Source organism: Streptomyces tsukubensis (assembly GCF_003932715.1).
GTDB classification, from domain to species: Bacteria; Actinomycetota; Actinomycetes; order Streptomycetales; family Streptomycetaceae; genus Streptomyces; species Streptomyces tsukubensis.
Genome location: NZ_CP020700.1, coordinates 961,344 through 985,404 on the forward strand (window position 1 = coordinate 961,344; position 24,061 = coordinate 985,404).

Sequence of the window (24,061 nt, forward strand, 5' to 3'; positions counted from 1 at the left end):
TTCAGCCGTTCCCTTCATCGGCCCTGACCCAGGGCCTGCCGTCGGTACCGGTGCCGAGCCGGACCCTGCTGCCCGGGGGCGGGCGGTGGGCCAGGAAGTGGGCGACCACGGCCGCCCGCAGCCGCTCCAGTTCATTGCGGATCTGCCGGCCGCCGTACGCCCGGCGCTCCGGGTCGTCCATCCGCCCGGTGATCCACGGGTGCAGGGTGTCCGCATCCGGGACCAGCTCGACCTGGTGCCGTTCCCGGACCGATTCGGTGAGCTGGCCCAGCAGCCGGTCCGCGATCCTCACGATGTGCTCGCGGCGCAGCATGTCGAAGACGACCACGCCCGGTTTGAGGCGGCCGTAGATCTCGGGCCGGCCGATGGTCCGGAACTTCTCCTCGACGGCCCGGGTGAAATGCGCTTCCAGGGCGGAGTACGGCACCTCGTCGCCGTCCTCGGCCAGCAGGTCCTGGACCGCTTCGGCGCCCGTGTTGGAGGTGAAGATGATCAGGCACTGGGAGAAGTAGGCGGTCTGGCCGCGGCCGTCGGTCAGCCTGCCGTCCTCCAGGATCTGGAGGAATTTGTCGAGGACCCGGGGGTGGGCCTTTTCGATCTCGTCGAAGAGGAGGACGCTGAACGGCCGCTCCTGGACCCGGCGGGTCAGCTCGCCGCCCTGCTCGTGGCCGATGAACCCGGGTGGGGCGCCCGCGAGCCGTTCGGCCGCGTGCTCCTGCTGGTATTCGCTCATGTCGAAGCGGGCGTACGCGCTCTGGTCACCGAACATCAGCTCCGCGACGGCCTTGGCGAGTTCGGTCTTGCCGACGCCCGTGGGGCCGACGAAGAAGAACGCGCCCCGGGGGCGGGCGTTGCCCGAGCCCCCGAAGTCGACGCCGACGTACGCGGCCTGGAGGGCGGCGGCCACCGCGTCGACCGCCCGGGACTGGCCGACCACCCGGGTGCCCAGGACGCCCGCCGCACGGGCGACGGTCTCCCGGTCCAGCTGGGTCCACGGGTCGACGCTGACATTGAGCCGGTGCAGCTCCAGGAGCTTGTCCGGTTTGCGGAGGGGTGCGTCGCGCAGCCAGGAGGTCCGGGCGAGCGCTTCGATGTCCCAGCCGGACATGCCGTCGGTGGCGCCGACCAGGGCTTCGACCTCGTGGCGGCCGGCCTCCTGGGAGCCGTTGAACTCACCGAGCAGCCAGGTCAGCCACAGACGGCGCTCACCGGGGTCGGGCGGGCCGATGTGGAGGGTGGCGATCCGGGGGTCCTCCAGAGGGAACCAGCCGGGCAGCCGCCCGACGTCACCGACGGCGCAGAGGACCGCGTTACGGGCGTGCGGGGGTCTGCCGGAGCGGGCCGAGTGCGGGGTCACGGCGTCCGTCATGGCCTCGCGCAGCCGGAGATAGCCCGCGTTCGACTCCGGTCGGCCGGGCGGGAGTTGGTGGTCGACGTCCTGGAAGACGAAGGCGGTCGCCGCTTCGGGGGAGGCGGCCAGCCGGTGCACGGTCGCGACCACGTCGTCGAAGGCGCGCGGCGGGCCTGCGGGGCGGGGGGAGAGCAGACCGGCGCGCTCCCGGTCCCGGCCGGTCCCGCTCCGGGGGCGCGGCCGGTCCCGGTCCTCCCGGCTCTCACCGCCCTCCCGGCGCACCGGGTCCGCCGAACTCCGAGTGTTCGCCGAGTGCGCCGCGTTCGCTGCATGCGGCGGGGGTCCCCCGCTCTCGTGGCTCTCCCGGTCCTGCCGGGCCCCGCGGCCGGCCCGGTCCGCCCAGGGGCGCGGCTCGCGCCGGTCGCCGTCGGCGGTCCCGGTGGTGGTGCGCGGCCGGTTCGCCTCCAGTGCGGCGAAGCGTTCCGCGTGGCCGGGCAGTGGGAAGGTGAGCCCGGCCACCGGATCCCACCAGCCCACCACATCGGCACCGCGTGCTTCGAGGACTCCGGCGACCAACTGCCGGAAGGACGCGGGCCGGTCGTCGAACCACCAGCGGTCCCGGATCTGACCGTCGAGGATCACCTGGCGGCCGCGCCGCAGCTCCCAGCCGAGCGACACCGCCCAGAGGGGCATCATTCCGTCGGCCGTGACCGGTCCCGTCCCGTCACCGTCCGGGGAGCCGTCCGGGGAGCCGCCCCGGGACCCGCCCGGCGGTCCGCCCTCGCCCGCGTACCGGCCGGACCCCTCCCCGGGCCCGTCCTTGGCGAATCCGGGCGTACTCATGGGCTCGTCCACCATCGGACGGTCCCGCCGGGCAGCGGCTCGGCACGCCGGTCCGGGGGTTTGCCGTCCCAGGTCAGCTCACCGGCCACAAAGCCGTCGTCACCGCCCAGCGCCAGGTGCACCCGCTCCAGCAGCGCCTCCGTGGTGTCGCACACGGCCTCGCCCCGCTCGGCAGTGAGCGTCGTGTCCGGTTCGCCGTCGACGTGGTAGACGAGTACGGGCGCCCCGTCGTCCCCGGTGGCGACCGTCGTCTCGTACATCGCACCGGTCGGCCGGGAGAAGTGCAGCCGGAAGCTGCCGCCGTCGTCCTCGCCGCCCTCGAAGGCGAACCCCTCCCCGGTCATGGCGTCCCGGAGGGCCTCCACCAGGTCCCGCCGCCGCTCGTACGCCAGTTCCAGTTCGTCGAGCCGGCCCTCGGCGTCGGGGAGCCTGCGTTCGAGGTCGGCAACTGCGGTACGGGCCTCGGCGGGCGAGCGTGCGGCCAGGGCACCGGTCACGGCGCGCAGGGCGTCCCCGATCTCCCCGGCGAGGCCGGGGTCACCGAGTTCGGCGGCGGCAGCCACCACGGCCTCGGCCGCCTCGCGTACCACGTCGAGACGTTCGGCGGCCTCCGCGAGGGCGGTCTCGACGGCTTTCTCCGCGGCCGCCTCCCGTTCGGCGGCGGCCGTCTCGTTCCGTACGCGCTCCGCCTCGTCGGCCGCCGCGCGCTCCCGTGCGGTCCGGGCTGCCCGCTCCGCGGCCGCGAGCGCCTCCGTGACCGTCACCGTATGCCGGGTGAGGGCGTGTTCGACCGTACCGAGCAGGGCTTCGAAGCGGACCTCCCGGCCCGGTGCGGTGGCCTCCCGCAACTGTTCCAGCAGGTCGGTGCAGGCGCGATGGCCGTCCGCGTCGAGTGCGGGTCCGTCCCGGCCGGTCGCCGCGAGCCGTCGGTCCAGCGCGGCCAGGGTCGCGGCGCGGTCCTCCGTACGTGCTCCGGTCGCCGCCGGGCCCCGGTCGACGATCCGGCCGCGCAGCTCCTCCACCGCGCCGCCGAGGGATTCGCCGCGGGCCGCCCTGAGCCGGAGCCCGGTCAACTCCCCCTCCAGAGTGCCGAGATCGGCCCGTTCGCCGGAGCGCCGGGCCTCGGCGAGCAGTCCGCGCAGCTCGTCCAGGGCCCGTTCGTCGGCGCGGGCCTGCCCGGCGCGGACCCGGGCTTCTTGGGCGGTGCGTTCGGCCGCGCGCCGGGCCGCCACCTCGGCTTCTCTACGGGCGGCCGCGGCCCGCCTGCGCTCCGCATCCCGGGCGAGTCTCTCCCGCTCGGCCGCCCGCCGGCGCTCCCGGGCCCGGCGTTCCTCCGCCCGCCGCCTGCGCTCGGCCGCCTCCCGCTGCGCATAGAGCGCGCCGACGCCGACACTGCTGTACTTGGGTGATCCGCTCATCGTCCCCTCCGTGCCTCGGTGCGCAGCACGAACCCGCGCGCCGCGAGCTGTTCCTCCAGCCCCTGCCGGAATCCGGGGACCGGCGGCACCCCGGCCCAGGAGAGGGAGGTGTCGGCGTTCACCGACAGTTCGATTCCGGCGGTCGTGTCCGGTTCTGCCAGGACCCTGCGGTAGCGGTCGGAGAGCGGGATCAGCCGCTGGTTGTCCGAGCCGCGCCAGCGCAGACTGCCGTGCCGGGCGGCGATGTAGGGCCCGTCGACGAGCAGGTCCAGCCGCTCCAGGAGGGCGTGGTGGTCCGGTCCGCCGCGCCGGAGTGCCTCGTGGCGGAAGCCGGAGTACGCCATCGCCCCGAAGTCCGGGCGCCGTTCCCGTACCGCGTCGAGCAGTGCGGCCAGCGCTCCGGCCTGGCTGAACGGCTCGCCGCCGGAGAACGTCACGCCTTCGATTCCGTCCAGACCGGCCAGCCAGTCGGCGAGTTCGGGGATGTCGCGGGCGGTGCCGCCGTCGAAGGGGAGGGTTTCGGCGGCCACACAGCCCGTGCAGCGCAGCGGGCAGCCCTGGACCCAGACGACGGCGCGGCTGCCGGGGCCGAGGACCGTGCAGTGGTCGAGGGTCCGGGCGACGGAGAGCCGGGGCGTCATCGGGCCTCCCCCGGGCGGCGGGGGCCGCTGTCGGCGGCCCGTTCGGCCTGGTCGCACCAGGGGCACCAGGGCCGCTCGACGGTGTGGACATGGCGGCTGTCCACCGCGCAGGCCTTCAGCCGGCCGGGGGCCAGCTCCGCGGTCAGCGCCCGTTCCCACTCGACCGCCGCCGGTCGTCGCAGCGAGCCCGTGAACGCCGCCCGGAACAGCTCCGCGAGCCGTCTCGGCAGCAGATCGGCCGGGGGTGCGGTGCGGGGCAGCAGCACCGACGTGCGGTCGACGATGCGGCAGCGGCCGTGCAGCACGTTGTCGTCGTACGACAGATAGTCGCCGCCGTCCGCCGGATGACCGGCGAAGGGGTGCAGGCCCGCCATGAGGAGCTGATGGACCAGGACGGCCAGGGCGAAATCGTCCGATGCCGGGTCCGGGGGGCGGGCCGTGGGCGTGCCGATGCGTTCGGGTGCCGTGTAGCCGGGGGTGCGCATCCGGCCGGGGAAGACCTCGCGGCCGTCCGTGAACTGCCAGGAGTCGACGTCCGCCATGCCGACCCGGCCGGTCGCGTCGACCCAGAGGTTGTCGGGTTTGAGGTCGCCCACCGCATAGCCCTCGGAGTGGAGCTCCCCCAGCAGCCGGGCGAGGGAGGCGGCCGCGCGCAGGGCGGTCTCCCAGGTCGCCCCCGGCAGCCGGTCACGGCGGGCGGATGCGGTGAGGAGGTGCGGGAACGGCTCGTAGGCGTACCGCATATCGGTCATCACATAGCCGTCGACCCGGTCCGCTTCCGTACCGCCCGCGGTACGGACCACGACCATCGGCCAGGCCAGCCGGACCGGGGTACCGGAGAGGAGGCCGACGGTGCGGGGTTCCCGGCGCTGGCGCACCAGACGGGCCACGCGCCGCCGGTAGGCCTCGGGGTCGGGCGGGTCGGGGACGAGCTTCGCGACGAGGGGGCGGGCGTCGTCGACGCCGTACACGAATCCCTCCGAGCCGCTGCCGATCTGCCCGGTGAGCCGCCATGTGCGTCCGCTGCCGGACGTCACCGTCAGTCCCATCCGGTCACCCCGCTTCGGCGAGGGCGCACAGGACGGTCAGATCGTCTCCGGTCCGGGCGGCCTCCGGCCCGGAGAGCAGCCGTCGCAGGGGTTCGGCGTCCCCGTGGTTCGCGCGGAGCGCGGCGGCGACGCCCTGGAAGAAGTGTTCGGCCGGTAAGGGGCCCGCTTCCGGCGGGAGTTGCCGGATCCGGGGGTGGTCGAGGGTGAGGGCGGCGCAGCCGTCGGTGGCGAGGAACACTCCGCCGAACTCCGGTTCCCAGACGGTGAAGGTACGGATGCGGAGGGCTGCTCCGGGAGAGGAGAGGAACGACACCGGGCCCGGGGGCTGCGGAAGCACCAGATGGCAGCGGCCGTCGCCGGTCAGAAGGGTGGCGAAGCCGTCGCCCGTCGACACGAAGGCGGTCCAGGGCGGGCAGACGACGGCCGCGGTGAGGGTGGCGGCGAGGGCGCCGGGGTCCTGTTCCGTTTCTGGTCCACACCGGCCGCCGCCCAGCAGCCCTGCCACGGCCCGCAGATAGTGGGCGACGATCCGCTGCCCCCGCTCCGCGGTCCACCGGGTCCAGGTCTCCGGCGCGGCGTCCGGGTCCGGTAAGTCCTCGGCCAGCAGCCGGCAGGCGGTGTCGACCGCGAGATGGGCGCCCAGGGCGCTGCGGTCGCGGCTGCTCGCGCCGTCGGACACCGCGAGTACGGCGGCTTCGCCCAGGTCGACCGCTTTGAACGCGTCCTGGCAGCCGCGCGCGCCGGCGAGATGGGCGGTGCCCTGGACGGAGGCGCCGGCGATGATCACCTGTGGTCCCTCTCCAGTCTGTCCATGCGCGCGAGCCGGGCGGCACGGTCGTTGACCTGCTGGTGGATGAGGTCCGCCGCCTGGTCCGGGCTGCTGTCGTCGGTGCTCTGGAAGAGCAGGTCGAGGATCCGGCCGAAGTCCAGGCTCTCCAGGGGGGAGGTGGCCTTCGGTGCGATGACCCGCAGCATCGGCAGGTCGGCGCCGCGCACTCCGATGACCTGGAAGACCCACTCCCCCGCGGCCTCGCCCCGGCGGACCCGTTCCGCGGTCTCCGCCAGGGCCGCCGGGTCGAGGGGGCGGCCCCGGTCGTCGCTGGGGGCGCCGTCCGTGAGGACCCAGAGGAAGGGGCGCCGGACCGGTACCCGTTGCCGTTGCAGCGTGCGGCGGCGGGCGCGGGCCAGTTCGAGGGCCGCTTCCACGGCCTCCGTCAGCCGGGTCAGGCCCCCGGCGCGGAGCGTGGGCGGGCGCATACCGTCGACGGGGACGAAGAGCCCGCCGGGGTCGGCGGACTCGACGGGGACCAGCCGGCCCGCCGCGGGGTCGTGGACGCGGACCGCCGAGTCGAAGGTGATGAGGCAGACCTCGACCCGGGTGCGGAGCCTCTCCTGGGCCCGGACTCCGTCGAACCACCCGGCGAGCGCGGCGTTCAGCTCGTCGATCCGCGGGTTCTCCTCGGGGCGGCCCATGGACGCCGAGGTGTCGAGGAGGAGGACGACGGGCTGCCGTTCGTCGTATCCCGTACCGAATCCGATACCGTCCGCCGTCATCCGGCCGCCGCCCCGGTGTCGTCGGCGCGGGCCACCGGCCCGTGCCGTCCCGGGTCGTGCCCCACGGTGACGGCCGTGCCCGGCGGCAGGCCGGGCGGCTCGGTCTCCATGCGCAGCAGGACCCCGTCGACGAGTACGTACGCATCCGGAGCGGGCCAGGTCACCGTGCGACCGGAGCAGCCGTGCGCCCACTCAACCATCCCCCGGGTCATGGGGCCACGTTAGGTGAATCAGGCACTGTCATTCAGGGTCCTTGCAGAAATCGGTACTCCGCTGCGCGGCTGATCGCCGTGCGCGGGTCACCCGGAGGGCATACACCCCCGAGTCGCCCGTCCGGGCGACCCGCCCCTTCAGTCAAGCGGACCGGCCGGTCGCCGACCGGTCGCGGGCCGGGCGGGTCCTGGCCGGGACGTCCTCGACCGCACGGGCCGCCGCCTGGGTGCGGACGGCGAAGTGCACGTCCCAGCGGGCGCCGCGGGCCAGTTCGGCCTCGACGGCGCTCCAGACGGCGGCCGCGCTGACCCGGTAGGGAAGTCCGCCGCGGCCGGAGCCGAGGAGGGTGAAGCAGACGGAGCGCAGCGGCGGGGCGTACCGGTCGTGCTCCTCGGCCAGCAGCGCGAGGGCGCGCGAGGTGACCCGGGTGATGTCGGCGGGCAGCACGTCGTAGTCGTTGGTGCCGGCCCGGGGTACGGCGACGGCCGCATGGTAGATACGCCGTACGCCGTAGGCGGCGAGGGCGCCCGAGCCGGTGGGCGCCACGGTGCCGGGGAGCACCGGGCGTCCCGCGGTGGCGTGCCGCTCCGTCCAGGTGCGGAGTTCGTCGTGGACCGGGTCGTCCAGCAGATCGCCGGTGACCCCGCGGACGGAGGCGGCCCGGCGCAGGGATGCGGAGACCGAGGACTTGAACGGTTCGGGGAGGGCGAAGTAGGTGTTGGCGGGGGCGACCACCACGTCCACGTCCCGCAGCAGGTCGACGGGGTGGACATGGAGGGTGAGGCGCACGGTGCGGTCGCCGGCCAGGACGTCCACGGACCGGTGGCTGTCCCCCGGCGGTCCGGTTCCGTCGGATCCGTCGGGCCGGTCGGGGCCGTCGGAGTCCGCCAACTCCACGATGTGCTCGGCGACCTGCTCCAGGACCATCACTTCATGGTGCTTGCGGAAGCGTTCCTCGCTGACCCGGTAGACCTCGGCGGCACGGGCCCGGCGGGAGGAGGCGGGCCAGTCCCGGGTGCCCTGGGAGAGCCCGAGGGTGTATTCGGCGGCGGTCCGCAGGGTGCCCGCGTCGAGCCGTTCGACCGCGCGCCGGAGCAGTGCTTCCACGGCGCCTTCGCGGGTGCGCGCGGGGGCCAGCGAGGCGGCTGCCGATTCCAGGGCGGGCAGCTCCCGGCCGCGTAACCTCAGCAGTCCCGCCCGCCGGACCGCCTGGAGCTCTATCAGGACCGACGCGAGGTCGAGGGAAGGTGGCGCCATGCGGCCCACGATGGCACCGCGGGCGGGCCGCCAGCAAGCGCGCGGGGTCATGCGGTCATGCGGTCGTCCTGCCCGGGCCGGGGTGGCCCTGGTGGATGAACGCGGCCCAGTGGACGGGCCGTGAGAGGTCGGGGCGGGAGCTGTCCCTCCTCAGGTCGGCGTCGAGCAGACCGGGGTCCTCGCGGTCGGGGTCGAGCATCCACAGTTGGGCGGCCCGCAGGGCGTCGACGGGGGCGAGCCCGGCCCGCACCTGCCGGTGGAAGACCGCCATCAGCAGGGAAGCTGCGGAGTCGTAGGTGGTCCATCGCGACCCGACGACATCGCGTGCGCCGCCCGAGACGAACGCCGTCGTCAGGGTGAGGGCCTCGTCGTGGTCGCGGTTGCTCAGATCGGTCTGGCAGCCGCTCAGGACGATCAGCGGGCCGTCGGAGGCGCCGTGTCCGGCGGGCTGGGGGCGGTCGAGGAGTCCGGTCACGGTGAGCAGTCCGGGGTCAGCTCCGGAGGCGTCGGACGCGAGGTGCAGCGCGGATTCCGTCGGCTGGGTGCCCGCCATGCCGTGGGTGGCGAGATGGACCACGGAGTGGTCCTGGGCGAGCAGCGACAGGAGTTCCCCGGGGGTTCCGGCGGGCACCGAGTCCTTGGGGAGCCGGTAGAACTCGCCGTACAGCCGCGCCCCCGGATAGCAGGCGTTGCGCAGCTCCAGGACCTCCAACTCGGCGTAGGTCAGCGTCATTCCGGGGTCGGCCACCAGGGCCGGGGCGGAGACGGGGTTGCGCGGTGCGCGTTTCACCGTGCTCAGGAACTGGCTGCCGGAGGCGGCGTAGCTGATCACCAGGGACTGGCAGACATAAGCGTGGGGCGCGCCTGCGGGGAAGCGGGCGGCGTGCCAGGGCACGATCCCGAGGCGGCCGCAGGGGACCAGGACGATCCGGGGGGTACGGCGGTCCGCCGCGTCGCCCGGGAGGTAGGTGTCCAGCCCGGCCAGGACCTGGACGAAGGCCTCGTACGCCCAGTCGCACAGCTCGGACAGGGCGTCCTCCCAGGCCTGTTCGGCCGCGGGGCCGCCCGTGGGGCGTTCTCTGACGGCGTCCAGATAGCGTTCCAGGGGGCCGCTCGCGGTCCGGGCGAGCATGGGCAGGGCGGCCAGGCCGATGCCGATCTCGGGGCCGATGGCCAGCAGCATCCCCGGGGCGTCGCCGTCGCTGCCGGGGACCAGATAGATCAGGGCGTCGGCACCGGCTTCGGCCACACCGGCGGCGATCTCGCCCGGGGTGGGGGTGTTCAGCAGGCCGCCCCGCTCGCGGTAGCCGAGGGCCTCCAGGGCCTGGCGGCGCAGGGTGCTGGGGAGTTCGGCGGGCAGCTCCCCGGCGTCGGTGGCGCCGGACTCCCGCCAGGCGGCGGCGAGCCGGGGGTGGCCGCGCTCCTCCAGCAGATCGGGTACGGCCCGGGAGGTGGCCGCCGTCTGGAGCACCAGTGCCCGGCCCAGCTCCAGGGCGGCGACGGCGTCGTCCACCCTGTGGTGGAAGGCCGCCCACAGCGCGGCCCGGATTCCCAGGGAGGCTCCCTGGCGGGCGGTCGTCAGGCGGTGTTCGGCGCCCTGCTGGAGGAGGACGTCGGCGGCGAGGGTGGTCAGGGCTTCGCCCGCCGCGTCGCAGACGGCGCCCGCGTCGGATTCACTGGATTCACCGGACTCACCGGACTCACCGGACTCACGGTGCCAGCGGACGCGGTAGCTCTCGGCGAGGGTCCACAGGGACCGGGCGGCGACGCGCGGTGCGCGGCCCTGCCGAATGTGCTCGCGGAGCCGTTCCAGCACGGTGATGACGGCGTCCAGGTCCTCGGGGTCCTTGGTGAGGTCGTAGCGGATGCCGAGGCTGTTTGCGGCGGTGTGCAGTTCGGCGGCGGAGGCGTCCGGCGGCGGTACCTCACGCTCCGGGATCCGCTCCGTGTCCTCGGTGAGCAGGGCGCGCAGGGCGGTGAGGCCGGGGACCATGGCCTCCAGTTCGCCGGCCCCGATCGGGAGGCCGCTGCTCGCGGCGGCCGTCCTCGCCTCGTCCAGGTCTGCGAGGCCGCTCAGGATCAGCTCCTTGTCCTGGGTGAAGCGGCCGACCGCGAGCCGGGCCATGGCCCGGCCGGCCCGGACGAAGGAGAGGAAGTCGTGGTCGTCGGGCACGGTGGCGGCCAGCTCCTCGGCCCGGCGCAGCAGGGCGCCGAGCCGCGCCGTGTCCTCGGCCTGGAGGGCCGTGCGGACCTCGGTGACCAGGCCCATCATGTCCGCCATCACTTCCACACCGCCGGCCATGGGGAACGAACTCCCCGACAGGCTCCGCAGATAGTCGGTGACGACCCGGCTGTGCGCGGACCCGAGTGCTTGGTCCTGGAGGGTGCCGCCGGCGCCTTCGCTCAGGTCGAGCAGCAGGGCCATGTTCCCCCGGAGGGCGTCCCTGCCGGGCATGCCCTCCGGCAGCCCGTCCAGCGCTTCGCGCAACCGCCTCAGCTGCTGGTTGAGTGCGGCCGGATCGCCGCCGCCGGCATGGTCGACGAAGTCGACGGACGTGGTGTTGACGGCCTGTACGGCGGCGAGGAGCCGGCGGAAGTCGTCGGCGTTCAGGGGCGGGGCGGGGGTGTCGCCGGGGGCCGCGGAGCCGGTACCGGCCGTCGTCGAGGGGCCCGGGGCACCGGCCCCCGGCCGGTCGGCGGCGTCCGGGGCCGGGCGCTTGCCACCGGTGTCAGGGCCCGGACCGTTCTCCGGCTTCGGCCCGCCGGTGACCGTCGACAGCCAGTCGCCCATCATCGACCGCATCCGTTCGGTGCCGGGCAGCCCGTCGTCGGGGACGAGGCTCAGGAACATGTCGTTGAGCGTCGCAGCCGAGGGGTCGGTGTAGACGTCGCGCACCCGGCGCAGATGCGCCAGGGTCTCCGGCGGCAGCGGCAAATCGGCCGCCTCGGCCATCAGCTCCTGCATCTCGGCGGCGAAGGCGGTCATCCCCGCCGGCCCCTCCCGCATGATCATGTCGAAGAGGGCCGTCGCGTCCGGCTCCGGCGCCAACCCGCCCAGCGACTCCTGCAGCGGCATCGCGTGCGTCAGCAGGAACAGCGCGGCCCACCGCCGGTCCTCGGCGGAGGCCGTGGCCCCGGCCTCCGTGGCCGGGTCCCGGACTTCCCGCAGCAGGCCGTGCGCCCGCTTCCGGTCCTCGGGCGTACCGCCCCCGGCGGCGTGCCGCAGCGTCAGCGCACCGGCCAGCCACAAGGTCACCGAGCTGCGCAGCTCCGGTGCCTGGTCCAGCAGTCGGGACAGCTCGTCGAGTTCGGCGACGGATGCGTCGTGGGCACGGGTGGCCGTGGCGACCAGCCCCGCCTCCGGCAGCAGCGCCCTCGCCCGGCCTACGGCCTCGACGGCCCAGGCCCGTACCGCCAGGACACCACCGCTCTCCGCTTCGTCCCCCATCAGCGCTCCTCGTCCGCCGCGAACGTCAACAACCCCTCACGATCTCCATCATGGCGAGCCGTCCGGCCCGGGGAGGCCGGAACACCGAGGTTCTCCGATGTTCTCGGGGGTCTTCGAGTTCTGCGGGTTTCGCCCGGTCAACAACCGGAGTTCGCCCGGGAAACGCCCGAACGGAGCCGGGGTCGGGGGCGGAGCCGGGGGCGAGGGCGGTGCGGGCCGGGGCCGGACGGGTCCGGCGGGTCCGGTCCGGAGTTCTCCAGATCGGCCCGCATCCCGTAGCGCAGTTCGCGCAGGAGTCCCCAGAGGGCGTCGATCTCCTTCCGGGCCGCGTCGAGGGTGTCGTCCGGCCGCGGGGCGCCGTCGTCGAGACGCCGGAGCCTGCCGTAGACGGCGCCGAGCGCCCGGGCGACCTCGCCGACCGGGGCGAGTACGGGGTCGGGCAGCCGCATCTGGGCCCCCGCGTACACGTCCCGGTGCAGATCCCGGGCCTCGGTCAGACGCTGCCGTACGGTGCCCGGATCCTCCGCGCGGATCAGGGCGTGCAACTGGTCGGTGAGGGCCGCCAGATACTGCCGTGAGGCACTGTTGAGCGCGGTGTAACAGGCCCTCCGCTCCTCGGCGTCCCTGGCCAGGGCCTGCGTGCGTTCGGCCCGTTCCTGCTCGCGCCTGCGGCCGCGGTCGGCGGCGCACTGGGTGAGCAGGGCCGACAGCAGGGTCCCCAGCACCCCGACGACGGCCACGATCAGCGTGCCCGCACTGTTGACGTCCATCGCCCTCCCCCGGGTAGCCCAGCCCGCCCACCAGCGAAGCGGCGCCGTACCCGGTGGGGGAACCCCGTGCCCGCGGACCGACCGGCCTTCGACCGGCCTCCGCCCTGCCCACCCCCGAACCAGTGGGGTGTACTGGCAGTACACCCCACTGGTGTGTACTCTCGGTCCCATGAACCCACCCCTCCCCCGCTTCGAACGTCTGGCACCGGAACGGCGGGCCGAGATCCTGGCCGTCTCCCGGAGCCGGTTCGCCGAGCACGGGCCGCAGAACGCCTCGTACAACAAGATCATCGAAGCGGCGGGCATCTCGAAGACCGCCGCCTACCACTACTTCGACGGCAGGGACGACCTCCTCGCGGCCGTACTGGAGGACGTACGGGAACGGCTGCTCCGGGCCCTGGGGCCATGGACCCCGGCCGAGGACGCCGCCGCCTTCTGGGCCCGGCTGGAGACCGGTACCGACACACTCACCTCGCATCTGCTCGGGCATCCCGACGATCTGGCCCTCGCGGAGGCCGCCGCCGCCCTGGACGGAGGTGCGGCATGGCAGGGCTGGTTCGCCGCCCTGGTCGCCGACGGACAGCGGCTCGGCGCCATCCGGACCGACCTGGACCAGGAGTTGCTGGTCTCCGCGACGGTCGCCGTCATCGGAGCCGCCGACCTCTGGGCGCTCACCGCCCTGGCCGGCGGCCGGCGGCCCGATCGCGCGCAGGTCTGGTCCCTGCTCCGCGGACTGTGGGGCCGGGAAGGGGACCCGCATGCGCACTGACCTCGCCGTGGACTGGGAGATTCCGTCCACCCCGGACGGCCCCGGCGGTCTGCTGGAGCGGTTCATGGGGCCGGGCAAGTCCCGCTCCGAGTCGGCCGTGGAGGTGGCCGGCGGAGCCCTGTGCGCCGGTCTGCTCGCCGCCGGCCTCTGGTCCCCCGCCGCGTCCGGGATACGGGAGTCCTGGTCCACCCTCCAGCTCGTGGTCGTGGCCGCCGCCGGACTCGACCTCGTCGGCGGCATCCTCACCAACGCGACGAACGCGGCGAAGCGCTGGTACCACCGGCAGGCCGCGACCGCCCGCAGGACCCGGCTCGTGTTCGTCGCGGCGCACCTGCTGCACCTGGCCGTGGTCGGCGCGGTCGTCCTGGAAGGCGATGCGGTGTGGGCGTCCGGCAACGCCGCGCTGCTTCTGGGCGGCGCCGTGGCGGTGGAGTTCGCGCCCGTCCAGCTCAAGCGGCCGGTGGCGATGGGGCTGTGGACCGCGGCCGTGCTCGTCAATCTGTTCTGGCTGACGGTCCCCGCGGCCCTGGTGTGGTTCGCCCCGCTGTTCTTCCTCAAGCTGCTGGTGTGCCACCTCGTCCCCGAGGCGCCGCTGAGGCACCGCGATGGCTGAGTCCGGCGGACCGCCGGTCCTCGACGATACGGCCTCCGTGGCGGCCTGCCGCACCGTCCTGAGCGCGGCCTTCGCCGCGGAGCCCGCGACCCGGTGGATCTGCGGCGGCTCCGCGACGACGGTCCGGGAGCGCTGGTTCGCCACCACGCTGGCCGCCCATGCCACACTGCCCGGCGGACGCCGGCTGAGCCTCGCCGAGGACGGGGAGCCGGTCGCCGCCGCGGTCCTGACACCTCCGGGCAGCACCCCGGCCGGGCGCGCCCGGGCCGCCTGGGCGGTCCGCACCGCGGTCGGCTGCGGACCGGCGGCCCTGACCCGGACCCTGCGCTATCTGGACGCCACCGAGTCCACGGCCCCGGCGGGCGCCTGGACCCTGGAGTTCCTGGGCGTCGTCCCGGCCCGGCGGGGCCGGGGCGCGGGCAGCCGCCTGCTGGCCCGCGCCCTGGCGGGACTGCACCCCCCGGGCGGTGTCTTCCTCACCACCGCGGACCCCGCCAACGAGCCGCTGTACCGGCGGTTCGGGTTCCTGACGCTGCGCAGCATCCCCGTCGGGCCGCTGACCACCACCGCGATGTGGCGGCCTGCAGGGCAGGGGGACGCCACGGTCCGGTGATCCGGCCCCGGACCACGAGCCGTCCACGGAGAGCGGTCAACGGAGGGACCGTCAGCGGAGGGGCCGGGCGCTGACCATCGCGTCGTGGAGTTCCCCGGGAGTGACCGCCGGAGGCAGCGGCACCCCGCCCCGCTCCCCGTCCGCGCGGCAGGCCTCGACAAGCAGCGCCACCAGCCGCTTCCAGGCGCCGGGCGCCGCGTCCCGGGTGGCCCTCAGCACCCCCGCGTTGGCCATCAGGAAGAGCATGACGTCCCCGCTGGTCACTCCGGGCCGCAGCCGCCCCTGCTCGCACGCCCGCCCGATCAGGGTGTCCAGGGCCGTGAGGGCACGCGTCCTGGGCTCCTCCATGCCAGGGGAGCCCGGGAAGCAGGCGGTGAAGGCCTCGGTCACGCCCCGGTCCGCCGCCTGCATCGCGCAGGCCCGCTCCACGAACCACTGGAAGCCGTCCCAGGGATCGCTGCGCCGCAGCGCCTGTTCGGCCAGTTCGGCGAGGTCGTCGAGGCGGTCCGCCAGCACCGCCTCGACCAGGGAATCCCGGTCGGGAAAGCGGCGGTAGAGGGTGGCGATGTTCACTCCGGCGCGGCGCGCGATGTCGTCCAGCGGCGCGCCCAGCCCGCGCTCGGCGAAGACCTCGCGCGCCGCCGCCACCAGCCGCTCCCGGTTGGCCTCCGCGTCCCGCCGCAGTCCTCTGCCCCGACCCGATGTCATGCCCCGAGTCTACGGAGCGGGCCCGGCGCCCGGCCGGGACCCCGCCCAGGAAAGCGCAGGATGCACTGCACTTCTGTTACGGTGACGCCACAAAAACGCAGTCACCCCTTCACTTAATGGAGTGCATGTCGTGAACACCGTTCTCCGAGGCGCCCGGGTGGTGCTGGTGCTGCTCTTCACCGCGGCGGGCACCATGAAACTGACCCTCTCCCAGGAGGCCCTGCTTCCCCTGATGCCGTGGGTGGACGCCGTCCCGATGGGAGCGGTGCGCGGCATCGGCGCCCTCGAAGTCCTGGGCGCGGCGGGGCTGGTGCTGCCCTCCCTCGTTCCGGCCGCCGCGCTGTTGCTGCCGCTCGCCGCGGGTGGGCTCGCCCTGCTGATCGCGGGCGGCGGAGCCCTTCACATCAGCCGGGGCGAGTACCCCCAGAGCGCCGGGAACGCGGTGGTGCTGGCGCTCGCGATCCTGGTCGCCCGCTGCGGCCCGGCGCCCCTGCCCGGCCGGACCGGCCGGACCGGCCGGACCGCGCGGCTGTGCGGCGAACGCGCCGGGTGACACACCCCGTCCGGGAGCGGACTTCCGGACGCCCGGCGGCCCGGTAAGGGGCGGGGGCTCCCGGTAAGGGGGCTGCCGTACGGCTCCGGCACATGGCAGGGTGCCTTCTGCTCGTACGACGATCCGGAGGGGACGAGAATGCGCAGAAGGGCACTGCTCCAGGGCGTGTTGGCGGTCGGGGCCGCCGCGGCGGGCGGTACGGTCACGGGCCGGCCCGCGGCCGCCGCCACGAACTATCTGATCGTCACCGTCGAGCAGTCCGCCAACCAGATCCAGCGTTTCAGCAACGGCACCACCAACTGGAACGGCACCCCGGACTGGTACTGGTCCGCCCCGGCCGCGGACAACTCCTCACCGTGGTACCGCCTGTCCGACGTCAAACGCCGTCTCACCGCGCACTGGGGCGCTGTGCTCGTGTGCACGTCGTCCGGCACCTCCGACCTCGGCGGTCGCGCGGCGATGATCCGCGAAAGCGACAAAGAGATCGTCTGGTCCACGATCGTTCCCGGGAATCCGCACTCCATCGAGCGGATCGACGGATACGGGGCGATCGTCACCGCCTCCTCCCGGGCCAGGGTCTTCGGCACCACCAAGAACGACTGGCAGAACGGCGGCGGGATCAACGTCTTCGTACCGGCCACTCCGGGCGGAACCCCGTCCACCTCGTTCGCCGACAGCATCAGCGTCGGCTTCCCCGGAGCCCACGGCGTGTGGTGGGACGACGTGCACGAACTGCTGGTGGCGACCGGCAAGAACGAACTGCGCGCCTACCGGCTGGTGACGAACGCCGGAGGTGTCATCACCGGTCTGTCCCTGGAGACGTCGCTGGCGCTGATCGGCGTGGGTCACGACGTCCTGCCCGACTACTTCTCGGACAAGATCTTCTACACGGTGGGCGGCGACAGCAGCAATCCCGGCCGGGGCATCTGGGAGACCACGCTCGTCCGGGACGCCTCGGCCGGAACCTGGAGCTTCGCCGCACCCACCAGGATCCACGACTGGCTGTTCACCAAGTCCTACAGCAGACTCCCCGACGGAACGGGGTTCTGGCAGGACGCTCCGAACGCGAACGAGTGGTGGAGCGACACGATCGGCTTCTCCGGCCGGGCCGATTCGGTCCGCACCGGCGCCCGCTTCTACAAGGCCAGATTCTGGTCCCACACCCTCAGCTGACTCACTTCACCTGGTCGAAGCGGCCGAGATACCGGAACGCCCCCTTCTGGACCCGGTACAGGAACGCCGACGACTCCATCCGGAGCGCATGGGTGCCGTCCTGGGCGAAGCGGAGCGGTTTGGCCACTCCCGCGTAGGAGGAGCGGAAGATCCGTTCGGCGACATCACCCGCTTCGACGGAGGTCCGCGATCCGAACGCGACGAGGGCGGCGGCGATCAGTCCCACCGCGTCATGGGCTTCGGCGGACCAGCGGGCCGGGGCCGTACCGTACTTCTCCCGGTAGGCGGTGGTGAACGCCCGGGCGGCCTTCGTACCGGCCGACTGCGGCTCGGTGTAGGGCGCTTCGAACACCCAGCCCTCGGCAGCGCTCCCGGCCGCTTTCAGGAACTCCGGCCGCATCGCGGGCTCGAAGCCCGCGCACGTCCCCCTGAATCCGGCCGCGGCGAGCGCGCGGGCACAGGCCGCGGCGCGGACCGCGGAGGTACCGGCGAAGACCACGGCCTGCGGCCGGGTCTCCAGCGCCTCGCGGACCACCGCCGTGAAAGCATCCCGGTCCGCGGGCTGCGGATGTACGGACACCGCGCCGCCGCTGTCCGAGTTCGGCGGCGCCTCCTTCAGTTCCCGGCTCAAGGACCGGGCCGCCGCGCCCGCGGCGGTGTCCTCGACGACGGCCGTACGGCGGCTGTCGGCCACCCAGGTCAGATAGGAGATCACCGGTCCGACGCGGAACGAGGAGGACGCCCGGACGGCGGCCAGGGTACGGGCGTCCGCCAGGCCCAGCCCCACCTCGTCCGGGTCCGGCGAGACGAGGAGGAACGGCATCGACGCCTCGGTGTACCGGCCTGCGGCGGCGCGGACGGCGGCGACGCTGCTGGGACCGATCACCGCGCAGACGGCAGGGTTCGCGACCAGGCTCCGGGCGACCGCATCGGCACGTCCGGCTTCGCCCCGGTCGTCCCGGACGGTGAGGGCGAGCCGGAAGGGCACGTCCTTGCGGGCGTTGTGACCGGCGATCGCGATCCGCGCCCCGCGCTCCTGCGCCGTACCGATGTCCCGGGTACTGCCGGACAGATCCGCCTGGAGTGCGATCGTACGGGTCGGCACCGGGCGGTCGGTCCCCTGGCCGCCCCGGTCGCGGAGCACCGGCCACAGGGCCGCGGTGGCGCCGGAGGCGGCGACGGCCAGGACCGAGCCGCCGATCGTCAGGGCCCTGCGCCGGGTGGGCCGCGGCAGCGCACCGACCGTCGGCGGCTCGGTGGCGGACACCTCGGCGGGCGCCGGGGCCGGGCGGGGCGGCGGGTCCAGCGCCCGCGCCGAGCGGTCGGCCACCAGGCGCAGCACCTCGGGCGGCAGCCAGTCCTCGCCGCCCGCTCCCCCGGCGGCCTCGCAGATCGCCCGGAGTCCGGCAGCGGTGGGCCGCCGCGCGGGCTCCTTGGCCAGACATCCGGCGATCGCCCCCGCCAGTTCCGGCGGCACCCGCGCGTCGAGCCCTTCGAGATCGGGCTCCTCGTGGACCGTACGGTAGAGGACCGCGCCGGGGTCCCCGGTTCCGAACGGCCGCCGCCCGGTCGCGGCATAGGCCAGCACGCAGCCGAGTGCGAAGAGGTCACCGGGCGGGGCCGGTTCGCCGCCCGCGGTCCGGGTCTGCTCGGGGGCGAGATACCCGGGTGTGCCGACCACCGCGTCCGGGGCGGTGAGCACCGCCGCCCCCGCGCCCCGGGCGATCCCGAAGTCGATCAGCCGGGGGCCGTCGAGGGCGAGCAGGATATTGCCGGGTTTGACGTCCCGGTGCACCAGCCCCGCCGCGTGCACCTCGGCGAGTGCGTGCGCCAGCCGGGCCCCGAGCACGGCGACCGTCCGGAGCGGCAGCGCCCCGAGCAGGGCCACCGCCTCGGCGACGGACGGGCCCGGCACAAAGGCACCGGCCAGCCAGGGCGCGGCGGCCTCGGTGTCGGCCGCCGTCACCGGAACCGTCCACGGTCCCCTCAGCCCCGCCGCCAGCTGAACCTCGCGGCGGAAGCGGGCCCGGAACGCCGGATCGGCGGCGTATTCGGCGCGGATCACCTTCAGGGCGACGGGCGTCCCGTCGGCGGCCCGGGCCAGATAGACCGTGCCCATTCCGCCCGAGCCGAGGCGGGCGAGCAGCCGGTGCCCGCCGAGCGACTCGGGGTCCTCGGGACGCAGTGCGTGCATGGGTCCTTCCCTTGTTGTCCTGGGGCGTGTCCCGGCCGGGCGGCCCGCTGTCCGTGCCGTGCCGTGCCGTCAGGTGGGCAGCTTCACCGGTCCGACGTAGTCGAACCGGCCCTTCCGGACCGCGTAGTGGTGGACGTTCTCGGTCTTCAGATGGCGGCTGTCGTTGTATTCGAAGGTCTGGGTCAGCCCCTCGAACCGGACCTTGAGCAGGGCGTCGCCCAGTTCCCGGCGGCCGGTGCCGGGCCGGAGCGCGGTGATCCGGCCGGCCAGCATCCGGATCGCGTCGTACGTCTCCGCCGCCCCGACGGCGGGAGCGGTGCCGTAGCGCTCGCGGTAGGCGCGGGCGAAGTCCCGTACCGGCTCGGCGTCCGGGCCGATGTACGGGGTGACGGCCTGCCAGCCCTCGCCCCGGGCGCCCGCGGCCGCGGTGAAGTCCGGTGTCGCCGAGGACGCGTCGAGGAACCGGGGGCCGGTGAATCCTCGTCCGGCCAGGGCGCGGGCCACCACGGCGGCCCGTTCGGGGGTGCCGGTGTAGTAGAGGGCGTCGATGCCCTTGCCGAGCATGTCGGCGAGCACGGCGTCGGGCCGCGCCCGTTCCGGAACCACCCGTACGTACAGGTTCAGCGAGAGGCCGAGCGCCGACATCCTCGCCAGGTACGTCAGCTCCCAGCGGGTGATGCCGCCCACCCGGTCGATCAGCATTCCCGGCCGCCGGGCGCCCTGCGCGGAGATCGCCGTCATCGTCGCGTAGGCGGTGTAGGGGCGGATCGGGGCGGCCCGGTAGTACCACTTCGGGGACCCGAGCAGTGAGGTGTTGCCGGCGGCCAGCGACACTTCGGAGACCGAGACCAGCGGCAGCCGGGCCCGCTCGTACACCTCGACGGCGGCCACGGCCGACGCGTACCCGGTCGGGCCGACGACGGCGAGGACGTCCGGATTCCCGGTCAGCCGGCGCGCCGCCGCCACGGCACGGGCCGACTCGCCCTTGTCGTCCACCACGTCGAGGGCAAGCGTGAACGGGCGGCCGGGTACGGCGTTGAACTCGTCGACGGCCAGTACCGCGGCCCGCTGCTGCGCCGTGCCGTCGGCCTTCTGCGGACCGCTGAGGTCCGCGTGCAGGCCGATGACCCGCTTCGGAGGGCCCGGGGCCGCCTTCTCGTCGCCGCGCAGACCGGCCCACAGGGCCGCCCCGCCACCCGCCGCCAGCAGTACGGCGCCACCCGCGGCCACCGTGAGGAACCGGCGCCGCCCCGGCGGGCGCTGCTGCTGTACGACGGTCTCCGGGACGAACGTCGGTTCGATGCCCGGCAGCGCCAGCATCGCCTCCGACCGGCGGGCGATCACCAGCACCACCGGATCCGGCAGCCAGTCGATCGTGCCCTCCGGCGCGTCCCCGGCCAGGGACTCGTCCACCGCGGCGGCCGTGGGCCGCTCGGCCGGGTCCTTGGCGAGACAGCGGCCGAGCAGCTCCCGCAGCCCCTCGTCGTCGATGCCGGTCAGATCCGGTGCGTCGTGGACCGTGCGGTACAGCAGCGCGTCCACCGCGCCGGAACCGAACGGCGGCCGGCCGGTGGCGGCGTAGGCCAGTACGCAGGCCAGGGAGAAGACATCACTCGCGGATCCGACCGCACCGGCCCTCGCCTGCTCCGGGGAGAGGAAGCCCGGCGAACCCACCACCATCCCCGCCGACGTCAGTTCGGTCGCCTCGGCGGCCGTGGAGCGTGCGATACCGAAGTCGATCAGCCGGGGGCCGTCCATCGCCAGCAGGACATTGCCGGGCTTGACGTCCCGGTGCACCAGGCCCGCCGCGTGCACCGCGGCCAGCGCCCGGGCCAGCACCTTCCCCAGGACCCGTACCGCCCGCGGGGGCAGCGCCCCGCACTCCGCGACCGCGTCGGCCAGCGAAGGGCCCGGGACGAACGCCGTGGCGAGCCACGGCGATCCGGCCTCCGTGTCAGCGCCGAGCACCGGCACCACCCAGGGGCTCCGCACCCGGCGGGCCGTGGCCACCTCGCGCCGGAACCGGTCCCGGAACGCGTCCTCCGCCGCGAACTCGGGCTGGATGACCTTCACCGCGGCCGGATCGCCGTTCTCGGCGCGGGCCAGGTAGACCACACCCATGCCGCCCGCGCCCAGGCGGCCCAGCAGCCGGTAGGCACCGAGGCGCGAGGGATCGGACGGAAGGAGCCGTTCCATCACTCGCCCTCCTTCGCGGCGGACGGCGACACCGTGCCGGTCGGCGCGGGGCTGCCGGCCTTGGCCTCGGGTTCGCGCCCGAACTCCTCGCGGGCCCTGATCTGCATCGTGGGCAGGGCGTTGACCACGATCTTCATCAACTGACTGATGTCGTAGCCGCGGCCCCCGCACACCGAGGCCGAAGCCACCATCGAGCCGTACGTCACCTGCTGCCAGGTGTACGGATACGGCCCGCCGTGCTCGTCGCTGACGCACTCCCCCGATTCCATCAGGGAGTCCTCGCTGTACAGGTTGGCGGCCTCACCGAGCCGGGCCGGCTGGGGCATCAGCTTGGTCAGCCGCTCGCCCTGCCGGAGCACCTGCTCGTCGCAGTGGAGGGCCTCCTCCACCATCCTGGCCTGCTCCCAGGCCGCTTCCGCGCCCGTACGGTGGAAGGTCACGGTCGCCGAGAGCCGCACCCGGCCCTTTCCGGCGGCCGGGGGCAGCTCGAAGTGGCGGGTGAGCGTCGCCAGGACGTCGCGGGGCAGCCGTTCCCGGTTCCAGACGCAGTTGCGGCGCAGCACCGACCAGGTGCCGGGATCACTTTCGTACGGTGTGGCCTTCCGGACCCCGGCGGTGAAGTCCCCGGGCCCGGCGATCAGTTTCGCGATCAGCGCCCGTGCCTGGGCCGGGGTCCGGGGCTGCTGTCCCGGATCCGCCTCCTTGACGGCGGGCACCGGTGAAACGGCCGGATCGGGTGCCGCGACCACCGCGCCGCCCGGGGACGCCTGCCCGTCCCTCTTCCCATCGCCATCGCCGTCGCCGCCGGTGCAGCCGGTCAGCAGCACCCCGCACACGGCGAGGGTTGCCCACCCCGGCCGGCCCTTCGCATACGTCACGATCCCCGCCCTTTGCATCGTGCCCGTCCGGTCCCCCCGGATGCGCGGCGCCCCGTGTCCTGATGCGCGGGGTCGCGCCCTTACCGATGCTCACCGGGCGCCGCGCGGTTCCCGGAGTTCCCGTCCGATGCCACCGGAAGCGGTCGCGGGCCCTCCGGAACGGCGGCGCCGCCGTCCGACGGCGGCCTTGCGCCGCCGTGGCGGTCCGAGGCGTACCGTGCCGGGCAGGATCTCATAGGGTGAGTGCCCGGTCCGGGGAACCGGCCGGAATGTTTGGATGGGCTTCGCATCTACTTTGCCCCGCGTGCGGCAACGGCGCCGAGCGCTCCAGGGCGGACCGGGCCCGACGGGCCGAACCCGTACCGGATCCGGTGACAGCCGCGCCAGAAAGGCATTCCGTGACGAAGCGATCCGACGTGCAGAACGTACTGGCCGACCTCCGGGCCGGGATCGAACAGCGCAACCCCGGCCAGCCCGAATTCCACCAGGCCGTCCACGAGGTCCTGGAGACCCTGGCGCCGGTGCTCGCGGCCCGCCCCGAGTACACCGAGGCCGGACTCGTGGAGCGGCTGTGCGAGCCCGAGCGGCAGATCGTCTTCCGGGTGCCGTGGCAGGACGACCGGGGGCGGGTGCACGTCAACCGCGGTTTCCGCGTCGAGTTCAACAGCGCACTGGGCCCGTACAAGGGCGGTCTGCGCTTCCACTCCTCGGTCAACCTCGGAGTCGTCAAGTTCCTGGGCTTCGAGCAGATCTTCAAGAACGCGCTGACCGGTCTCGGCATCGGCGGCGGCAAGGGCGGCAGCGACTTCGATCCGCACGGGCGCAGCGACGCCGAGGTGATGAGGTTCTGCCAGTCGTTCATGACGGAGCTGCACCGGCACATCGGCGAGCACACGGACGTGCCCGCGGGTGATATCGGGGTCGGCGGCCGGGAGATCGGCTTCCTCTTCGGCCAGTACCGGCGCATCACCAACCGCTGGGAGGCGGGCGTGCTCACCGGCAAGGGCCGGGGCTGGGGCGGTTCGCTGATCCGCCCGGAGGCGACCGGGTACGGCAACGTGCTGTTCACCGCGGCCATGCTGCGCGAGCGCGGCGAGGATCTGGAGGGGCAGACGGCGGTGGTCTCCGGCTCCGGCAATGTCGCCATCCACACGGTCGAGAAGCTCCTCGCGCTCGGCGCCAACCCGGTGACCTGCTCGGACTCCTCCGGATACGTCGTGGACGAGAAGGGCATCGACGTGGAGCTGCTCAAGCAGGTCAAGGAGGTCGAACGGGGCCGTATCGGTACGTATGCCGAGCGCCGGGGCGCCTCCGCCCGCTTTGTGCCCGGCGGCCTGGTCTGGGAGGTCCCCGGGGACCTCGCGCTGCCGTCGGCGACACAGAACGAGCTGGACGAGAACGCCGCCGCCGTGCTGATCCGCAACGGGGTGAAGGCGGTGTCCGAGGGGGCGAACATGCCGACGACTCCCGCGGCCGTCCAGCTGTTCCAGCAGGCGGGTGTCGCCTTCGGCCCCGGCAAGGCGGCCAATGCGGGCGGGGTCGCGGTCAGTGCCCTGGAGATGGCGCAGAACCATGCCCGTACGTCGTGGCCGGCCCGGCGCGTCGAGGACGAGCTGACGCACATCATGAACGACATCCACGCCACCTGCCATGAAACCGCCGAGCGCTACGGCACCCCCGGCGACTATGTGACGGGCGCCAATATCGCGGGCTTCGAACGGGTCGCCGACGCCATGCTGGCGCAGGGCGTCATCTGACCCGCCCCTCGCGGTCCCCGGTGATTTCGCCGGGGACCGCGAGGGAAGAGGGACCGGCCCGCC

Annotated in this window: 20 protein-coding genes; 6 read left to right on the forward strand and 14 right to left on the reverse strand. The window is 74.1% G+C overall.

Going from position 1 to position 24,061, the window contains the following annotated elements; genetic code table 11:
• Position 1: 1 nt before the first annotated feature.
• The 10 genes from B7R87_RS34035 to B7R87_RS02935 all read right to left on the reverse strand — a co-directional run bounded on the left by B7R87_RS34035 (position 2) and on the right by B7R87_RS02935 (position 12,544).
• Entirely contained in the window at positions 2-2,194 is a 2,193-nt protein-coding gene (locus tag B7R87_RS34035) for an AAA family ATPase (protein WP_130585328.1), read from the reverse strand.
• Entirely contained in the window at positions 2,191-3,612 is a 1,422-nt protein-coding gene (locus B7R87_RS02895) for a hypothetical protein (RefSeq protein ID WP_130585329.1), read from the reverse strand. Before B7R87_RS02895 ends, B7R87_RS34035 begins: the two co-directional genes overlap by 4 nt.
• Positions 3,609-4,253 (reverse strand): 4Fe-4S single cluster domain-containing protein, encoded by a 645-nt coding sequence (locus B7R87_RS02900; RefSeq protein WP_006350582.1) that lies wholly within the window; start codon positions 4,251-4,253, stop codon positions 3,609-3,611. Before B7R87_RS02900 ends, B7R87_RS02895 begins: the two co-directional genes overlap by 4 nt.
• A complete protein-coding gene (locus B7R87_RS02905; protein WP_006350581.1) occupies positions 4,250-5,302 on the reverse strand; it encodes a protein kinase domain-containing protein in 1,053 nt (350 codons plus the stop codon). The genes B7R87_RS02900 and B7R87_RS02905 overlap by 4 nt, the downstream gene beginning before the upstream one ends.
• A gap of 4 nt (positions 5,303-5,306) precedes the next feature.
• Positions 5,307-6,089, reverse strand: coding sequence for a protein phosphatase 2C domain-containing protein (locus B7R87_RS02910; protein ID WP_006350580.1), 783 nt, complete (start codon positions 6,087-6,089; stop codon positions 5,307-5,309).
• Positions 6,086-6,856: a vWA domain-containing protein gene (locus B7R87_RS02915; RefSeq protein WP_006350579.1), complete on the reverse strand. Its 771-nt coding sequence runs from the start codon at positions 6,854-6,856 to the stop codon at positions 6,086-6,088. Before B7R87_RS02915 ends, B7R87_RS02910 begins: the two co-directional genes overlap by 4 nt.
• Entirely contained in the window at positions 6,853-7,068 is a 216-nt protein-coding gene (locus B7R87_RS02920; RefSeq protein WP_006350578.1) for a hypothetical protein, read from the reverse strand. The genes B7R87_RS02915 and B7R87_RS02920 overlap by 4 nt, the downstream gene beginning before the upstream one ends.
• Positions 7,069-7,210: 142 nt before the next feature.
• Positions 7,211-8,326 (reverse strand): macro domain-containing protein, encoded by a 1,116-nt coding sequence (locus tag B7R87_RS02925; protein WP_040916915.1) that lies wholly within the window; start codon positions 8,324-8,326, stop codon positions 7,211-7,213.
• Positions 8,327-8,381: 55 nt separating this feature from the next.
• Complete coding sequence (locus B7R87_RS02930) at positions 8,382-11,774, reverse strand: CHAT domain-containing protein (protein WP_006350576.1); 3,393 nt, start codon at positions 11,772-11,774, stop codon at positions 8,382-8,384.
• Between the two features lie 137 nt (positions 11,775-11,911).
• The gene (locus B7R87_RS02935) at positions 11,912-12,544 is read right to left on the reverse strand and encodes a hypothetical protein (protein ID WP_006350575.1); all 633 of its coding nucleotides are present in this window, start codon (positions 12,542-12,544) and stop codon (positions 11,912-11,914) included.
• Positions 12,545-12,713: 169 nt separating this feature from the next.
• Between B7R87_RS02935 and B7R87_RS02940 the strand changes: the two genes are divergently transcribed.
• The 3 genes from B7R87_RS02940 to B7R87_RS02950 are packed head-to-tail and all read left to right on the forward strand — an operon-like array spanning position 12,714 to position 14,539.
• Positions 12,714-13,313, forward strand: a complete 600-nt coding sequence (locus B7R87_RS02940) for a TetR/AcrR family transcriptional regulator (RefSeq protein WP_100249274.1) — start codon at positions 12,714-12,716, stop codon at positions 13,311-13,313.
• Complete coding sequence (locus B7R87_RS02945) at positions 13,303-13,926, forward strand: hypothetical protein (RefSeq protein WP_006350573.1); 624 nt, start codon at positions 13,303-13,305, stop codon at positions 13,924-13,926. Before B7R87_RS02940 ends, B7R87_RS02945 begins: the two co-directional genes overlap by 11 nt.
• On the forward strand, positions 13,919-14,539 hold the full coding sequence (locus tag B7R87_RS02950; RefSeq protein WP_130585330.1) for a GNAT family N-acetyltransferase: 621 nt from the start codon (positions 13,919-13,921) through the stop codon (positions 14,537-14,539). The genes B7R87_RS02945 and B7R87_RS02950 overlap by 8 nt, the downstream gene beginning before the upstream one ends.
• Before the next feature lie 51 nt (positions 14,540-14,590).
• Here the strand turns inward: B7R87_RS02950 and B7R87_RS02955 are convergent, their stop codons facing one another.
• Complete coding sequence (locus B7R87_RS02955; RefSeq protein ID WP_130585331.1) at positions 14,591-15,247, reverse strand: TetR/AcrR family transcriptional regulator; 657 nt, start codon at positions 15,245-15,247, stop codon at positions 14,591-14,593.
• Positions 15,248-15,377: 130 nt separating this feature from the next.
• On the opposite strand from B7R87_RS02955, the gene B7R87_RS02960 reads away from it, so the two are divergent.
• Together B7R87_RS02960 and B7R87_RS02965 are read left to right on the forward strand one after the other, a co-directional pair.
• Positions 15,378-15,800 (forward strand): DoxX family protein, encoded by a 423-nt coding sequence (locus B7R87_RS02960; protein ID WP_233168756.1) that lies wholly within the window; start codon positions 15,378-15,380, stop codon positions 15,798-15,800.
• Between the two features lie 138 nt (positions 15,801-15,938).
• Entirely contained in the window at positions 15,939-16,973 is a 1,035-nt protein-coding gene (locus B7R87_RS02965; protein ID WP_040916912.1) for a hypothetical protein, read from the forward strand.
• Between the two features lies 1 nt (position 16,974).
• On the opposite strand, the gene B7R87_RS02970 is transcribed toward B7R87_RS02965, so the two are convergent.
• The 3 genes from B7R87_RS02970 to B7R87_RS02980 all read right to left on the reverse strand — a co-directional run bounded on the left by B7R87_RS02970 (position 16,975) and on the right by B7R87_RS02980 (position 22,241).
• Positions 16,975-19,167, reverse strand: coding sequence for a bifunctional serine/threonine-protein kinase/ABC transporter substrate-binding protein (locus B7R87_RS02970; RefSeq protein WP_130585332.1), 2,193 nt, complete (start codon positions 19,165-19,167; stop codon positions 16,975-16,977).
• Positions 19,168-19,236: 69 nt separating this feature from the next.
• A complete protein-coding gene (locus B7R87_RS02975; protein WP_006350568.1) occupies positions 19,237-21,363 on the reverse strand; it encodes a bifunctional serine/threonine-protein kinase/ABC transporter substrate-binding protein in 2,127 nt (708 codons plus the stop codon).
• A complete protein-coding gene (locus tag B7R87_RS02980; protein WP_130585333.1) occupies positions 21,363-22,241 on the reverse strand; it encodes a hypothetical protein in 879 nt (292 codons plus the stop codon). The genes B7R87_RS02975 and B7R87_RS02980 overlap by 1 nt, the downstream gene beginning before the upstream one ends.
• 398 nt (positions 22,242-22,639) lie before the next feature.
• On the opposite strand from B7R87_RS02980, the gene gdhA reads away from it, so the two are divergent.
• Positions 22,640-23,998, forward strand: a complete 1,359-nt coding sequence (gene gdhA / locus B7R87_RS02985) for an NADP-specific glutamate dehydrogenase (protein ID WP_040916908.1) — start codon at positions 22,640-22,642, stop codon at positions 23,996-23,998.
• Positions 23,999-24,061: the final 63 nt, after the last annotated feature.

Bases quoted from the DNA above. Each gene is read 5' to 3' on its own strand.
- B7R87_RS34035 (WP_130585328.1), bottom strand. From the start codon at position 2,194: ATGAGTACGCCCGGATTCGCCAAGGACGGGCCCGGGGAGGGGTCCGGC.
- B7R87_RS02895 (WP_130585329.1), bottom strand. From the start codon at position 3,612: ATGAGCGGATCACCCAAGTACAGCAGTGTCGGCGTCGGCGCGCTCTAT.
- B7R87_RS02900 (WP_006350582.1), bottom strand. From the start codon at position 4,253: ATGACGCCCCGGCTCTCCGTCGCCCGGACCCTCGACCACTGCACGGTC.
- B7R87_RS02905 (WP_006350581.1), bottom strand. From the start codon at position 5,302: ATGGGACTGACGGTGACGTCCGGCAGCGGACGCACATGGCGGCTCACC.
- B7R87_RS02915 (WP_006350579.1), bottom strand. From the start codon at position 6,856: ATGACGGCGGACGGTATCGGATTCGGTACGGGATACGACGAACGGCAG.
- B7R87_RS02920 (WP_006350578.1), bottom strand. From the start codon at position 7,068: ATGACCCGGGGGATGGTTGAGTGGGCGCACGGCTGCTCCGGTCGCACG.
- B7R87_RS02925 (WP_040916915.1), bottom strand. From the start codon at position 8,326: ATGGCGCCACCTTCCCTCGACCTCGCGTCGGTCCTGATAGAGCTCCAG.
- B7R87_RS02930 (WP_006350576.1), bottom strand. From the start codon at position 11,774: ATGGGGGACGAAGCGGAGAGCGGTGGTGTCCTGGCGGTACGGGCCTGG.
- B7R87_RS02935 (WP_006350575.1), bottom strand. From the start codon at position 12,544: ATGGACGTCAACAGTGCGGGCACGCTGATCGTGGCCGTCGTCGGGGTG.
- B7R87_RS02940 (WP_100249274.1), top strand. From the start codon at position 12,714: ATGAACCCACCCCTCCCCCGCTTCGAACGTCTGGCACCGGAACGGCGG.
- B7R87_RS02945 (WP_006350573.1), top strand. From the start codon at position 13,303: ATGCGCACTGACCTCGCCGTGGACTGGGAGATTCCGTCCACCCCGGAC.
- B7R87_RS02950 (WP_130585330.1), top strand. From the start codon at position 13,919: ATGGCTGAGTCCGGCGGACCGCCGGTCCTCGACGATACGGCCTCCGTG.
- B7R87_RS02955 (WP_130585331.1), bottom strand. From the start codon at position 15,247: ATGACATCGGGTCGGGGCAGAGGACTGCGGCGGGACGCGGAGGCCAAC.
- B7R87_RS02965 (WP_040916912.1), top strand. From the start codon at position 15,939: ATGCGCAGAAGGGCACTGCTCCAGGGCGTGTTGGCGGTCGGGGCCGCC.
- B7R87_RS02970 (WP_130585332.1), bottom strand. From the start codon at position 19,167: ATGCACGCACTGCGTCCCGAGGACCCCGAGTCGCTCGGCGGGCACCGG.
- B7R87_RS02975 (WP_006350568.1), bottom strand. From the start codon at position 21,363: ATGGAACGGCTCCTTCCGTCCGATCCCTCGCGCCTCGGTGCCTACCGG.